General features: G+C 75.9%; 6 protein-coding genes. 1 reads left to right on the top strand and 5 read right to left on the bottom strand.

Annotation, left to right across the window (positions count from 1 at the left end):
- Positions 1-38 precede the first annotated feature (38 nt).
- Positions 39-1,463 (top strand): hypothetical protein, encoded by a 1,425-nt coding sequence (locus ACFWXC_RS15505; RefSeq protein ID WP_384478835.1) that lies wholly within the window; start codon positions 39-41, stop codon positions 1,461-1,463.
- 59 nt (positions 1,464-1,522) lie between these two features.
- On the opposite strand, the gene ACFWXC_RS15500 is transcribed toward ACFWXC_RS15505, so the two are convergent.
- From ACFWXC_RS15500 to eccCa, 5 genes are all read right to left on the bottom strand, one after another.
- Positions 1,523-4,786, bottom strand: a complete 3,264-nt coding sequence (locus ACFWXC_RS15500) for a right-handed parallel beta-helix repeat-containing protein (protein ID WP_384478833.1) — start codon at positions 4,784-4,786, stop codon at positions 1,523-1,525.
- Positions 4,783-7,782, bottom strand: coding sequence for a hypothetical protein (locus tag ACFWXC_RS15495; protein ID WP_384478831.1), 3,000 nt, complete (start codon positions 7,780-7,782; stop codon positions 4,783-4,785). The genes ACFWXC_RS15500 and ACFWXC_RS15495 overlap by 4 nt, the downstream gene beginning before the upstream one ends.
- A gap of 2 nt (positions 7,783-7,784) precedes the next feature.
- Positions 7,785-9,116: a type VII secretion protein EccB gene (eccB, locus tag ACFWXC_RS15490; RefSeq protein ID WP_384478830.1), complete on the bottom strand. Its 1,332-nt coding sequence runs from the start codon at positions 9,114-9,116 to the stop codon at positions 7,785-7,787.
- 11 nt (positions 9,117-9,127) lie between these two features.
- On the bottom strand, positions 9,128-10,519 hold the full coding sequence (gene eccD, locus ACFWXC_RS15485; protein ID WP_384478828.1) for a type VII secretion integral membrane protein EccD: 1,392 nt from the start codon (positions 10,517-10,519) through the stop codon (positions 9,128-9,130).
- Positions 10,520-10,615: 96 nt separating this feature from the next.
- Positions 10,616-14,590, bottom strand: a complete 3,975-nt coding sequence (gene eccCa, locus ACFWXC_RS15480; RefSeq protein WP_384478826.1) for a type VII secretion protein EccCa — start codon at positions 14,588-14,590, stop codon at positions 10,616-10,618.
- Positions 14,591-14,687: the final 97 nt, after the last annotated feature.

Here is a 14,687-nt window from a genome sequence, read left to right as displayed (position 1 = left end):
GGGCGCCGGCCACCACCAGAAGACCACGAGGAGAACGGATGACCCCCATGCACCCGCCGGGAGCCAGGCGCATACGCCGTGCCGCCGCCATGCCCATGAACGACGGCGACCCGGACGGTACGGCCGCCTCGGCCGCGCTGGCCCATGCCCAGGCCGTCACGGCCGGCCTGGCGGCACGGGCGGCGGTCACCGCCGTCACCGAGGAGCCGCCGGCACCCGCCGCGCCGGCGTCCGCGACGACCCGGCCGGACGTGGTCACTCGCCTGCGCCGCACGGGCGCGACAACGCGCGGCTTCCGACCCGACCCCGGTGGGGACCAGCCGGGTCCCGTCACGCACGGCACCCGGCCGAAGTCCGGCCCGTGGCCCCTGGTCGCCGCGGCTGCGGTGGCGGGCGCGGTCCTGGTGTCCGTGCCGTTGGCGCACAAGGGCGACAAGCAGACCACCGACGTGGAAGGGCTCGACCGCGCGGCGCCGGTGGCCACGTCCGGCACCGGGGCACTGTCCAGCGACGGCGGCAGCAACCCGGTCCCGTACGCCACGCAGGAGCAGGGCACGCCGAGCACGGTCCGGGGCGGCACGGCGACGGACGACGACCTCGCCGAGGGCGGCACGCCGTCTCCCTCCGCCGGGGCGAGCCGGACGCCGCACACCTCGCCGAGCGAGCACGCCACCCCGCACGCCTCTCCCCACACGCAGGCCTCACCCCACACTCCGGCCAGCGAGAGCCGGACACCGCGCGTGCCGTGGGCGCAGGCCCTCCGGGAGGAGCTGGACGACCGGCAGACCCCGGAGGCGGACGACCCGGCCGCCAACCCGCCGCGCCACCCGTCCGGAGCGGCCGGGAACCTGCCGAGCGCGGATGCGGACACCTCGCCGACCGCCAAGTCGCGGACGGCCACCGAGCCGACGGCTCGTCCGCACACGACCGCCGAGAAGCAGACGGCCCAGCGGACGGCCCACCCGACAACGACCGCCGAGAAGCGGACCGCCGAGAACCGGACTGTCGAGAAGCAGACCGCTGAGAAGCCGGCCGCACACCCGACGGCGACGGCCGTCGAGAAGCCGAAGGCCGCCGAGAAGCCCAAGGCCAGTGACCGTCCGAGCGCCGCCGCCACCCCGCGTCAGTGGGGTACCCGGGTGGTCGGCGCCACCACCGTGCTGAGCGCGGGGCAGTCCGTGTCCACCGACCATGTGCGGCTCGCCATGACCTCGGGCGGCAATCTGGTCATCACCGACACGAACGGCACCGTCCTGTGGTCCGCCGGCACCTCGGGCGCGGGCAACCGGGCGGTCTTCCAGGCCGACGGCAACCTCGCCGTCTACGGCTCCGCCGACCAGACCCTGTGGACCTCGGGCACCGCCGGGAACAACGGCGCCGAGCTGGTCCTCCAGGCCGACGGCAACGTGGCGATCCTGACCTCGTCCGGCACCGTCGTCTGGGCGTCCGGCACCGTGCACTGAGACCCGCGGGGCACCGACGGTCCCCCCGCCGCACTCCGCGGCGGGGGGACCGTTTCCGGTTACCCGGCCGGAACCGCTTCCGACTCCGCTTCCGACTCCGATTCCGCCTCGGGGGCCGGTGCGGCGACGACACCCGCGCCGTACAGCTCCCGCGCACCGATCTCCAGCCGTTCGCAACGGGCCGCGAGCAGATCGGCAAGCCGGTGCGCGCCGAAGACCGCGCCGCCGGGCGGACGCCGGCCGAACTCCGCGGCCAGTTCCGCGGCGCCGTCCTCGGCGAGCCGGAAGCCGTGGTCAGCCAGCCGCCGCGCCACCAGCGCGACCAGTTCCGCCGGTGTGTACGGCACCATCCGGACGTACTCGGCGAACACCGCCGTCAGCCGGGCCCGGCCACGCAACAGCGGCCCCATGGCGGCCGAACCGCTGAGCACCGGCACCGGACCACCCGGCCGGGCGGCGACCGCCTGCAGGCCGTCCAGCACCGCCGCCCGCTCCGCCGACGGCCGCTGCTCGAAGGCGGGATCCAGCTCCAGCAGCAGCACCCCGCCCGCACTCTCCGCGAAGGCGGCGGTCAGCCGGGCCACCGGCTGCTCCGGCCAGCGAGCCGGCACCTGCGACAACGGCAGCCGCACCACCACACCGGTGGGCAGCAGCCCCGCCTCGGCGAGCCCGCGCGCGTACAGCGCGGTGAGCGCCGCGCGCCCGGAGCCCGGACCGCCCTCCAGCACCAGGCCGGCCGCCCGCGGCAGCTCCTTGTCGCCGCCGGAGGCCGCGGCCAGCCGCCGCAGCCGCGCCAGCAGCGCGTCGCGGGCCGGCTGCTGCCCGCTGAGCGAGGCGAGCCGGCGCAGCGCGGGAGTCTCCCGGCCGCCGTCCCCGCCGCCCGCGTCGTCGCCACGAGCCGGCAGGGTCGGTACGTCGGTGGCCTCCAGGACGCTCAACTCGTTGTCGTCGAGCGGCGCTTCGACGGCGAGCCGGGACGCCTGACGGCTGATCATCTCCTCGAAGATCTGCCGGGCCACCCGCCCGTTGCCGAAGGTGTCGCTCTTGGGCACCGCCTCGAAGTACTGGACCAGCGCCGCCAGCGCGCCGTCCGACAGCTCGTAGTAGTGCTTGCCGCACAGCCCCCGGACGATGGTCACCAGCTCGTCGGGACTGTAGTTGGGGAACTCCACGCCGCGGGCGAACCGGGACGCCATACCCGGGTTGGAGGCGAGGAACTGGTCCATCTGCGCCGAGTACCCGGCCACGATGACCACGATCTCGTCCCGGTGGTCCTCCATCAGTTTCATCAGCGTCTCCACCGCCTCCTGACCGAAGTCGGGGCCGGTGCCGCGGGACTGGTTGGTGAGCGTGTACGCCTCGTCGATGAACAGCACACCGCCCAGGGCCTTGTTGAAGACCTCGGTGGTCTTGATCGCGGTGCCGCCGATGATCTGGGCCACCAGGTCGGCCCTGGCCACCTCCACGATGTGGCCCTCGCTGAGGATGCCCAGCTCCGCGAGCACGGCCCCGTACAGCCGGGCCACCGTGGTCTTGCCGGTGCCGGGCGGACCGGCGAAGACCAGGTGCCGGCTCATCGGGGGCATCGGCAGCCCCATCTCCTGCCGCCGCTGGGCCATCTTGTTGAGGTTGATCAGGCCGGTGACCTCGCGCTTGACGCTCTCCAGACCGACCAGCGCGTCGAGTTCGGCGAGCGGTCCCACCATCCGGGTCCGGTCCGTACGGCCGTCCTCGCGCTCCCCGCCGGACTGCCCGGCCGGCCGGGCGTCGCGTCCGTCGCGGCCTGTCTTTCCGGCCACGGCATCCGGGGCGCCGCTCCGGTCGGCCACCGCCCGGCCGCCGTTGTCACGGATGTCGCAGTCGGTGACCACCACGGGCTCGTCGCTGCGGGAGCGCACGCCGTCGCCGCCGTTGTCCCGCACCGTGCAGCCCGTCAGCTCCGCCCGGCAGCCCGCCGTCACGTGCACGCCGTGGCCGCGGGCGCCGGAGATCCGGCAGCCGGTCGCGACCAGCTCGCCCGCGGAGAGCAGGCGGATGCCGTCCGCGTCGGAGTCGCCGAACTCGCTGTCGTGCGCGGTCAGCCGGGAGCCCGAGGCGATCAGCACCGCGCCGCCGGTCACCGCGGACCCGGTGAGGGTGGCCCGTGCCGCGTCCGCCAGCGACAGCCCCGGTCCGCCGGTGGCCCGCAGCCGTACCGCCGACAGCTCCGCCCGTGCCCCCTCGGTCAGCACCATCCCGGTGTCCACCGCCACGTCGGCGTCCCGCAGCTCCAGCCGGCCGTGGTCGCGGACCTCCACGCCGTGGCCGCGGCCGCCGCTCACCGTCAGCCGCTCGACCCGCGTCTCGCCGGCCACCCGCAACGCGGCCTGCGCCGCGTCATGGACGGCCAGCCCCGCGCACTCCGCACTCGCCTCCGTGTCCACCGCGACGCCCACCCCGGCGCCGCTCACCGCGCACTCCTCCAGCCGCACCCGGGCCCCGGCCACGGCCTGCACACCCACCTCGCCCGGGGACTCCAGCACACAGTTCCGCAACAGCGGGGCGGCGCCCGGGCCCACGTACACCGACTGCTGTCCTGCGCCGGTGAACCGGCACCCCGTCAGCACGGTCTCCCCGGTGCTGGTCAGATACGCGTCCAGCGTGGCGCTGCCCGAGACCTGCACCTCGCGCAGCTCGGCCCGGGCCTGCTGCTCGACGGCGATCGCCGGTTTGCCGCTGCCCGCCACCCGGGTGGTCTCCACGGTCACCGTGCTCCGGCCGTTGGCGCACACGCCGTTGCCCCGCGCCCCCTCCAGCACACAGTCACGGACCGTCAGACGGCCGTCCTCGGCGACCACCACGGCCGACGAACCCACCCCGGTCACCCGGCTGCGCTCCACCACGTTCGACCGGTCGGAGGTCACCACGATGCCCGCGCCCCGCTCGTTGGCCAGCTCGCAGTCGCGCAGCGCCAGTACGCCCTCGTGCCAGGCCAGCACCGCGGCCCAGGCCTGCCCGGAGACCCGGCAGCCGTCCAGGGCCGCCTGACCGTGTCGCACGTCGAGCACCGGCGCCTCCCGGTCCGCCCCGGTCAGCACCAGGTGGGACAACTGCACCGCCTCGGCGTCCAGGACGATCGTGCTGCCCGACGAGGCGTGCACCTGCGGCGGCTGCCCGCTGTCCTGCGCGGCGACCGTGACCGGCTTGGTCACGTGCAGGCTCTCCTCGTAACGGCCGGGCGCCACGGTGATCAGGGCGCCCTCGCGGGCGTCGGCCAGTGCCGCGCCGATCGACCGGTAGGCACCGGGCCGGTCCGGGGCGACCTGCAGCATCTGCCGGGTCACGGGCGTGCTCCCTTGTTCGACGAGGCGGGGCGGGCCGGCAGCAGTCCCGGCGGGACGCCCACGGGACGGGCCGGCGGCTCCGGGCCGCGCTGCGGGCCGCCCCGGAACTCCCGCAGGGTGGCGAGCGACGCGGTGAGACCGTTCAGCGCGATCTCGTCCAACGGGAGCTGCCCGTCCGGCGCCTGCCCGTCCGGCGCCTGTCCGTCCGGCCCGGCCTCGGAGTCGGACAGCTGCCGCAGCAGGACCGCGGGCCGGTCACCGTCGGCGTCGGTACGCAGCACCTTGAAACGGGTGCCGGGTTCGAAGACCACGCGGTCGGTGAAGGCGGGGTCCACCAGCCGGGTGCGGCGCGCGGTCATCGACCACACGAGGAAGTCCACGCTGCCCGGCGGCGCCGGGTAGGGAACCGTGGAGGCGGCGCAGAACGCCCACTCCGTGCTGACCCGGCCCTCGTGGAACCAGGCCAGTTCCGCCGGGCCGGCCGGCGCGTGCAGCAGGGCCGGGCCGCGGTAGGAGGGCAGCCGGCGCAGGCCCGCGGTCACACAGCGGGCCATCGGGACGTGCGGTCCCGTCGTCGCACCGCGCACCGCGGCGTCCACCCGGGCGCTGTCGCCCCCGAGGTACAGGCGCACCGCCACCAGGTCGGTCATCGCGTCCGCCGCGTCCTCGCGGGAGGACGAACGCAGCCCCGGCGACTCCGACAGCACCCGGGCGACCGATCCCGCGAGCGCGCCGAACTGGGCGTGGAACGTCTTGCGCAGCCAGGCCCGTTCCCGTTCCAGCCCGCGCTCCGGCGGCACGGCGGTCACCGCCGCACCGGGGACGGGCTGCACCCGCACCCCACGGACGCCGTCCGTCCGCCCGCCGGCCGCGCCCCGCTCGCCCACCTCGGCCGGCGCCGCACCGGCGGGTTCCCTCCCGGCGCCGGCCGGCGAGGGACCCGAGGGCATCTCGTCCGACTCCAGCCGGATGAGCGGCGCCCCGGCCCGGACCCCCGGCGGCGGCACGGGCGCCGGGCTCGTGAGATCGGCCGAAGCGGCGCTCGCCGGAGGGGGGTTGACGGGGGCGGCGGGGGCTGTGGGGGCAGGGTGGGTGTTGATGGGGTCGGCGGGGGCCGTGGGCGTTGGATGGGCGTTCAGGGGGTCGGCCGAAGTGGCAGGCATCGGGCGGGTGTTGACGGGGTCGGCGGGCGTCCGTTCGGCGTTTCCGCGCTCGGTCGGAACGGCACGTGCCGGGTCGGTGGTGCCTGCGGGGGCCGGCTCTGCGCCCGCCTGGTCGCCGGGGGCGGCGGAGGACGGTGCGGTGCTCGCGGGGTCTGCCGGAACGGTCGGTCCCTGTGCGGAGTTCGCGGGGCCGGTGGGAACCACCGGGGCCGGACCCGCGCCGTCCGGGTCACCGGGATCGGCACGTCTCGGCCGGGTGGGCACGGAAACCGTGCCCACCCGCTCCGCGCCCGCCGGAACGGCTTGGCCCCGTTCGGCGCCGAGGCCACCCTCCGCTGGGGCCTCCGGCGGGGTGGTGGCGGCGAGATACGGGAGCGTCGTGGGCGCGGGCGCGGCGGCCGTGGTCGGGTACGTCGGTGGTGCGGGCGCGGGGGCCGGCTGGATCCGGGCGTACGACGGTGAAGTCGGCGGTGTGGCCTGCGGTGCGGTGGGGTCGGCGGCCGGTGACGCCACGGTGTCCCGCTCGGTGTCCCCGTGGGCGGGGGACCACACCCACCACTCCTGCTCGTGCCAGCCGAGCGAGGGGCCCGGTTCGTCCGCCGGGGTCACCCGGAAGGCCTCCCGCAGGGTGGGGTCCAGCTGACGCAGCATGTCCTCGGCGAGTCCGCGCAGCCGCTCGCCGGACTCGGGGGTGGCACGGTCGTAGAGGAGCAGCGCCCGCCCGGGAGCGGCGGCGACCCGGCGGACCCGGTCGGAGTTGTCCGGCTCGGCCGGCGGGCGCAGCCACAGCCCGCTCTGGACGACCTCCAGCACGGTCTCGGGTCCGTACGCGTACGTCCCGCCCGTGGTGTCGGGGACCCCGGTGAGCGGGGAGCGGACCCCGAACAGGGCGGGCAGCGGGGGCGTACGGCCGTTGCCCGGGAAGTACACCACCTCACTGACGAACGGCCGCCAGGCCGCCGTACCGTCGTGGCTCGGCACCTCGATGTCGGGGGTCTGCCCGCCCAGGTGCTGCCGGGCGGGCAGGCCGGTGTAGAAGACGACCTGCTCGCCGGTGCCGTCGGCGAGCCCCTGGCCGAGGGAGTCCACACCGTCCGGCAGTGCCACCGGGCCCAGTTGCAGGAAACGCAGCCGTCGCCGGGCCGAGGGCAGGACGCTGTGCCAGACCCGTACCGCGTCCGGGAGGTCCACCGGGGGGCCGCCCGGACTGCCCACCACCGCGGTCAGCATCTCGGTGCCGGCGGGGATGCGGTCCACCAGCCAGTGCCGGCCGCCGCCGGGGGCACCGGTGCCGCGCAGCCAGACGCCGCTCGGGGTGGGCTCCACGACCGCATGGGAGGCGGTGTGCCACGCCCGGTCGGTGACGGCGTACTCCCAGGCCGGTTTCGGAAAGCGCCGGGAGTCGTACCCCACGGGGTGGCGCGGCCGGTAGCTCAGCCAGCCCGTGCCGTCCTCGGGTGCGACGAACAGCCCGCCCTCGGGCAGGGTCCGTACCGCGCCGTCCGGGGCCAGCACCACGCCGCCGAGCCGCTCGGCCGCGGCCTGGCCGAACCGGCGTACATCGGGCGGCAGGGCATGGCTGAACACCATCCGGATGCCGTCCGGCATGGCGGTCAGGGCCCGCGGCACCGCCTCCCACTCGCGTGCGGTCGCGTCGAACGGCAGGTCCACCACGACGAGTTGGTGGAGCGGGTCGGGGGCGAGGGTCCCCGCGAAGGCCAGGGCGGCCGGATCGAGCCCGCCCTTGCGGTGGACCAGCAGGGCGTCACCGGCCGGTCGGGTCCGCAGACCCGCGCGGCCGGCCAGTACGGCCGGGGCCTCGATGTGCACCACGTTCACCCCTCCTTCAGGGTGGCGGCGGCCGCGTCGCCGTCCAGGACCGGGCCGCGGGGCAGCAGGGCCAGCACGTCCGCGGGCATGGGCGTGGCCGGCCCGCTCAGCCGCAGTGCGCTCGCGGCCTGCCGGCCCAGCGGGAAGAGGGTGCCCTGGTCGTCCACCAGGTACGGCTGCGGGACGGCGGCCCCGCTTCTGACCTGGTCCTGGTCGACGGCGAGCACGCCGTGCCCGGGAGGTACGCGTACGGTGCGGCCGTCGGCGGCCGTACGGCGCTCCAGCACCACGGTGGAGGTCAGCGTCCGGCCCGCGGGGACCTGACGCAGGCACAGGTCGGCGGTGGCGGTGTCCACCGGCGGCGCGTGCAGCAGATCGGGCAGGCCCGTGGCCGCCAGCCCGGCCCGGGAGAGAGGGGCGGCGGCCAGCGTGGTGGCGTCGAGGGTGAGCACCGGGGCCGCGCCGGGCCGGGCGGCCAGCAGGGCCTGTTCGGTCGGCGTGACCGGCGCGATCCCGTCGGAGAGCATCACGTAGGTGTGGGCGCCGGCCGCCGCGGGGGTACGGAAGAGCTGTCCGGCCCGCACGGCGCGGCCGGCCACGCGGCCGGCCGGGGTGCCGGCGTGCGGCACGGCCGGCGCGGCGAGCGGGGCCCCGGTGCGTACCTGGGCGAGCCAGGCGCGGGGCGCGGCGATCCGCCGTTCGCTGTCCAGGCCGAGCGCGATGAGGGTGGCGTCGGCCGTCGGTACGGGGTACTTCACGTCGTGCCACAGGACGTAGAGCTCGCCCTTCGGCCCGGTCAGCACGGCCTGGGCAGCGCCCGGCGCGGGCAGTGCCCGGGGCGGGCCCAGATCGAGGATCTCGCGTCCGGTCGTCCCGGGCCGCAGACAGCGGGCCCAGCCGCCCGACAGGACGTCGGCGGCCGCCGGCAGCGAGTCGGGGGCGCCGGCGATGCCGACGGGCGAGCCGTGCGGCACCGTGGCGAGCACGTCCCGGGAGACCGTGCGCACCGTCCCGGACGAGCCGGTGAGCAGCAGCGCGGAGGCGTAGTTGAGGACCGGCCGCAGGCGGCCGTCCACCAGCAGGTAGCGGCTGCCGGTCTGCTGCTCCACGATGATCGAACCGGTCTGCCGCCAGGTGTCCTTCTGCACCGGCTTGATCAGGCCGTACACCCCGAAGCCGGCGCACAGCAACACCACCAGGAGCACGCCGAAGAAAGATCCCAGAGAGCCGCGCCGGGTCGGGCTGGTGCCCCGGCCCGGGTCACCGGTGACCAGTGAGGTCGCCAGCCGGCCCACGGCGAACTGGTACGCCTGGACGTGGTCGCGTCGGGTCTGCACCTGTGTCTCCTTCAGCCGGCCAGGGAGCGGAACCGCGCGTAGGCGTGGAGCAGTTGGAAGAGCAGCGGCAGCAGGGCGATCGCGGTGACCCACTCGGTGATGTCGCCGAGCTGTCCCCAGACCGGCAGCAGCCGGCGTCCGGGCAGCCGTTCGGCGGCCAGCAGCAGTCCGCCCACGGTCAGCAGCAGCGCCGCCACCGTCGCCATGCGCGCCCCGGTGCCGTGCGGTGCCACGTCGACCAGCAGCACCACGACCGGCCCGGCCAGACCGGCCACGGTCGTGGACACCCGCTGGGTGATCCCGGTCAGTTCACGTGCCTGGAGCGCCACCGCCGTACCGAAGACCAGCGGCAGCACCCAGCCGACCCAGTCGGTGCGCTGGGCCAGCAGCCACCAGGCGGCCAGGCACAGTACGGCGGTGGTGCAGGCGAGCGTGTCCAGCAGGGCGCCGGCCACCCTGGTCCGGGCGCGGATCCGCTCCTCCGGCTGGGGCTCGATGTCCTGCTGCAACTCGTCCGCGTTGTGCGGCAGTTGGGGCGCCCGCAGCCGGGCCAGGCGCAGCGCCGTACGCGGGCCGATCCGGCCCAGGACGAACAGGGCGGCGGCCACCACGGCGACCGCCTGGGAGGGCGAACAGCCGACGGCCCCCAGCCCGCAGGCCGCCGCGACACCCACCGCGGTGAGCAGGGCCGTGCCCGGCAGCGCGTCCGGCAGCGCCCGCAGCGCGAGCAGCAGGCCGGCGAGCACGGTCACCCAGAGCGCGGCGAGCAGCAGGCCGGGGGAGTCCGGACGGTAGCCGCCGCCCGCGCCGGGGCGGGAGGCGAGGCCCGCGAGGACGCCGAGGGCGAGGGAGCCGGAGCCGGCCAGCACGGCGGTGGCCCGGTGGGTGCCGTACCGGTCCGCGGCGACGCAGCCGGCCGCCAGCAGCAGCGCCGCCGCACCGGCGGCGACCGCGTTCGCCGCGCCGGGGCCGGGCCGCAGCAGATCCGCGAGGAGCACCAGCAGCACGAGCCCGGCCCCGGTCAGGGCGAGGACCCGGGTGGCGGCCGGGGTCCAGCGTCCGCGCTGCCCGCTGACGACATGGGCCACGCCGTCGGCGACGTCGTCGAAGTGCAGCCCGGGCAGGGCCTCTTCCGCCGCCCGCAGCCACAGCACCTCACCGTGGCGCAGCCCCAGGGTCTGCGGAGTGCCGTCGGGGTCGAGCGGCTCGTCGCCCATCCGCTGGAGCACCCAGTTCCGGCTGCCGTCGTCGGGCAGGCCGGCGTGCCGCAGCAGTACGGGCAGCAGCGCGGCGACCGGCATGGTGAGCGGGACCGCCAGATCGGCGCGCCCGGCCGGGCCCTCCACGGTGAGCCGGCAGACATCGGGGGGCGAGGACTGGAGCGGGGGCGTTGACGTCGTCATGGTGTTCCTGTGCGGTGTGGGGGCGGAACCCGGTTCCGGGACCCGGTGCCGGGGGCCGGTCGCGCGGCGGACGGGCGGGGCGGTCGCGTCGGAGGATCACGCCGGGGGGACCAGGCCGGTGTGGACCAGACCGACCGAACGCCGGGTGACCAGCTGGGCCCGGCCGGGCGGCAGGGTGCGGGGCTTGGCCTCGCCGAGGAACTTGCCCTCTTCCTTGGGGTAGGAGAACAGCAGCGCCGGGTTGCCCAGCTCCCACATGCGGCGCAGCAGCGGGTCCATCATGGCCCGGCCGGCCCCCGACGCACTGCGGGCGACCACCAGGTGCAGGCCGATGTGCAGGCCCTGCGCCAGCAGCGGCACCAGCGGTGCCGTCGGCGAGGGGGCACCGGGCATCCCGCCGAACAGGTCGTAGTCGTCCATCACCACGAACAGCCGCGGCCCGTGCCACCAGTCGCGGCGGGCCAGCTGTTCGGGGCTGATGTCCGCCCCCGGCAGTCGCTGACCGACCGACACGGCCGCGGACTTGGCCAGTTCGCCGAGCCCGTCGGAGTCGACGGCGTAGCCGACCCGGTAGGCCTCGGGGATGTCCCGGAGCAGCCCGCGGCCGGGGTCCGCGGTCAGGATGCGGGCCTCGTCGGGGGTGTAGCGGGCGGTGACGGCGCGGATGGCGAGGCGCAGCAGGTTCGTCTTGCCGGTCTCGTTGTCGCCCAGCACCATCAGGTGCGGCGAGGCGCCGAAGTCGTGCCAGGCGGGTTCCAGGCGCAGTTCGTCCACACCGAGGCACATGCGCAGTTCGGCGGCGTCCGTCGGCGGGTTCGGCAGCCGGCCGGCCGGCAGCCGCGTGGGCAGCAGCCGTACCTCCGGGGCCCGGCGGCCGGTCCAGAAGGTGTCGATCTCGGCGACCGCGGACTTGGTCGCCGCCGTCAGGTCGTCGACGCTCGCCATGCCGTCGATCCGGGGCAGCGCCGACAGGAAGTGGTGGCCGGAGGAGACCAGGCCGCGGCCCGGCCGGTGCGGCACCGTGGCGGCGATCCGGCTGCCCACCTCGGACTCCATCGAGTCACCCAGCCGCAGCTCCAGCTTGGTGCCCAGCAGGTCCCGCAGCCGGGGCCGGATCTCCGACCAGCGCACCGCGGAGGCGACCACGTGCACCCCGAAGGACAGGCCGCGCGCGGCCAGGTCGATGACGACCGGCTCCAGGTCCTCGTACTCCGAGCGCAGCGTCGCCCAGCCGTCGACCATCAGGAACACGTCGCCGTACGGGTCCTCGGCCTGACCGGCGGCGCGCCGTGCCCGGTACGCGGCCATCGACTCCACGCCCTGGGCGGCGAACTCCTGCTCACGGCGCTCGAGGAGCTGGGTCAGTTCGGCGACGGTCCGGTGCACCCGGTCGCGGTCGACCCGGCCGGCGATCGAGCCGACGTGCGGCAGACCGCCGGTGGAGACCAGGCCGCCGCCGAAGTCCAGGCAGTAGAACTGCACCTGCTCCGGGGTGTGGGTGAGCGCCAGGGACAGCATCAGGGTGCGCAGCAGCGTCGACTTGCCGGTCTGCGGCGCGCCCACCAGGCCGACGTGGCCGTCGGGCCCGGAGAGGTCCGCCACGAGCAGTTCCCGGGCCTGTTCGTACGGGCGGTCCACCATGCCCAGCGGCACCCGGGTCAGCGGGGGAGCGTCATGGCCGGCGGCGGTCATGCCGCGCACCGGGTCGGGCACGATGCCGGGCAGCAGGTCGTCCAGGCCGGCCGGGTCGGTCAGCGGCGGCAGCCACACCTGCCGGGCCGGCGGCCCGCTGTCCTCCAGCCGGCGCACCAGCAGGTCGAGCAGACTCTCCTCGCTCGCGTCGTGCTCCGCCCGGTCCTCGTCGGCCGACGCCAGGGCCGGCGCCGCGACCGGCTCCGGTGGCCGGACCGGGCCGAGCCGGCCGAGACCGAACAGCGCGACCTCGGCCGCCGGCCCGGCCGCCCGCACCGCCGTCTCGCCCGGGGCGGCGGGGGCCGGCGCGGGACCGGAGACGTAGGCGGCCTTGAACCGGGCCAGATTGGAGATGTCGACCTTCAGATAGCCGTTGCCGGGCGCGGACGGCAGCTCGTACGCCGAGGTCACCCCGATGACGGCGCGGGACTCCATGGCGGAGAAGGTGCGCAGGGCGAGCCGGTACGACAGATGGCCCTCGACCTTGTGGATACGGCTCTCGTCCAGCCGCTGCGAGGCCAGCAGCAGATGCACCCCGAGGCTGCGCCCCAGCCGCCCGATGGACACGAAGAGGTCGACGAACTCGGGCTTGCTGGCCAGGAGTTCGGAGAACTCGTCGACGATGATGACGAGCGACGGCAGCGGGGTGAGCCCGGCGGCGCCGGACAGCCTGGCCTTCTCGTACTCGAAGAGCGAGGAGTGGCCGGCGGCGCGCAGCAGTTCCTGGCGGCGCACCATCTCCCCGTTGATCGAGTCCCGCATCCGGTCGACCAGGTGGACCTCGTCGGCGAGGTTGGTGATCACCGCCGAGGTGTGCGGCAGCCGCTCCATGTTCAGGAAGGTGGCACCGCCCTTGAAGTCCACCAGGACCAGGTTGAGCACCTCCGAGGAGTGGGTGGCGGCCAGGCCCATGACGAGCGTGCGCAGCAGTTCGCTCTTGCCGGAGCCGGTCGCGCCGATCAGCAGCCCGTGCGGGCCCATCCCGCCCTGCGCGGACTCCTTCAGATCGAGCTCGACCACCTCGCCGTCCTCGGTGACACCGAGCGGCACCTTCAGCCGGGCCGCCTGCAACTGGCGCGGCCGCCACAGCCCGGCCACGTCGAAGGTGTGCGGGTCGCGCACGCCCAGCAGGGTGGTCAGTTCGAAGTCCGAGTCCAGCGACCGGTCCACCAGGTCGATGACCCCGCCGGTCCGCAGCGGCGCCAGCCGACGGGCCAGCACCTCGGCGGCCGGCCCGCTCAGCGCGTCGGCCGTCACCCGGGCGGTGTCGTTGCCCGCCGGGTACTCGGCCCGGCCGTCGCGCACGGTCAGCCGCAGCACCTTCGCACCGCCGGGCATGGCGCCGGTCGCGTCCAGCAGGACCACGTTGCGGATACCCGTGGTCAGCAGCCGGGACGCCTCGGGGATACGGATGTCCTGGGCGATGACCACCACGAACGGCTCGGCGGTGCTGGGCGGCGCGTCCGGGTCGTGGTCGGGACGGTCGCGGACCTCGGCGCCGAGCAGGTCCAGCAGCCCGTCGTGGTCGTCGGCGGCCAGCCGCAGCGGGCCGGCCGCGTCCGAGTCCTCCGGGTGGGCGTTGTGCGGCAGCCACTTCAGCCACTCCCACTCCGCGGCGGCCAGCTCTCCGCCCAGCAGGGCGATCCGCAGGTCGTCGGGGGAGTGCAGCACGGCCAGCTGACCCACCATCGCCCGCATCAGGGCCAGTGCCTCGACGCCGGAGCCGGCGAACTCCACGCTGGTGAAGGCACGCAGCCCCACGGGCACCGGCAGGTGCGGAACCCGCTGGTGGGCCCGGGTGAAACGGCGCAGCGACACCGCCGACAGCGGCTCCAGGTCCTCCACCGGCCGGGTCCCCGGCGGCAGGAACTCCAGCGCCGCCCGCCGGGTGCCGGTGCCGATCCGCACCCGGGCGAAGTCGTCGTGGCCCGGGCGGCGTTCCCACAGCCGCTCGCCCGGCGCCCACGTCCACAGCCGGCCGGGCGGCGGGTTGTCCCACAGCAGGGCGGCGCGCTGCTCGGCCGCGGCCTGCCGGGCCTGGGCGCGCTTCTGTCCCAGGTAGCGCAGGTAGTCGCGGCGTTCCGCGCGCATCCTGCGCCGCCGGTCGCTGCCGGCCCGGCCCAGCTGGGTCAGCGTCATGCTGGCCATCGACCCGCCCATCAGCCCTGACATCAGGTACGTGGTGGGGCCCGGCCGGCCCTGCGAGAACATCAGCATCATCGCGCCCGTGCCCAGGCCCATCGGCAGGTACATCAGGGCGGAGCCGAGGTCGGCCTGCGGGGGTTCGCCGAGCGCGGGCGGCTCGGCCAGCTCCACCTGGCCCTCCGGCATCGACGGGCCCTCGGCGCGCGGTCCCCGTCGCACCGAGTCGGTGCTCAACGGCCCGGTCCCGTCGGCGCGTTCGGGCGGCGGCGCGGACCGCGTGCGGCACGGCGGTCACCGGCGAGTCCGGGCGACGGGCGATACCACGCGGTAC

The sequence above is a fragment of the Streptomyces sp. NPDC058683 genome (genome assembly GCF_042716195.1).
GTDB lineage: Bacteria > Actinomycetota > Actinomycetes > Streptomycetales > Streptomycetaceae > Streptomyces.
This window is presented reverse-complemented; position numbering and strand designations above follow the sequence as displayed.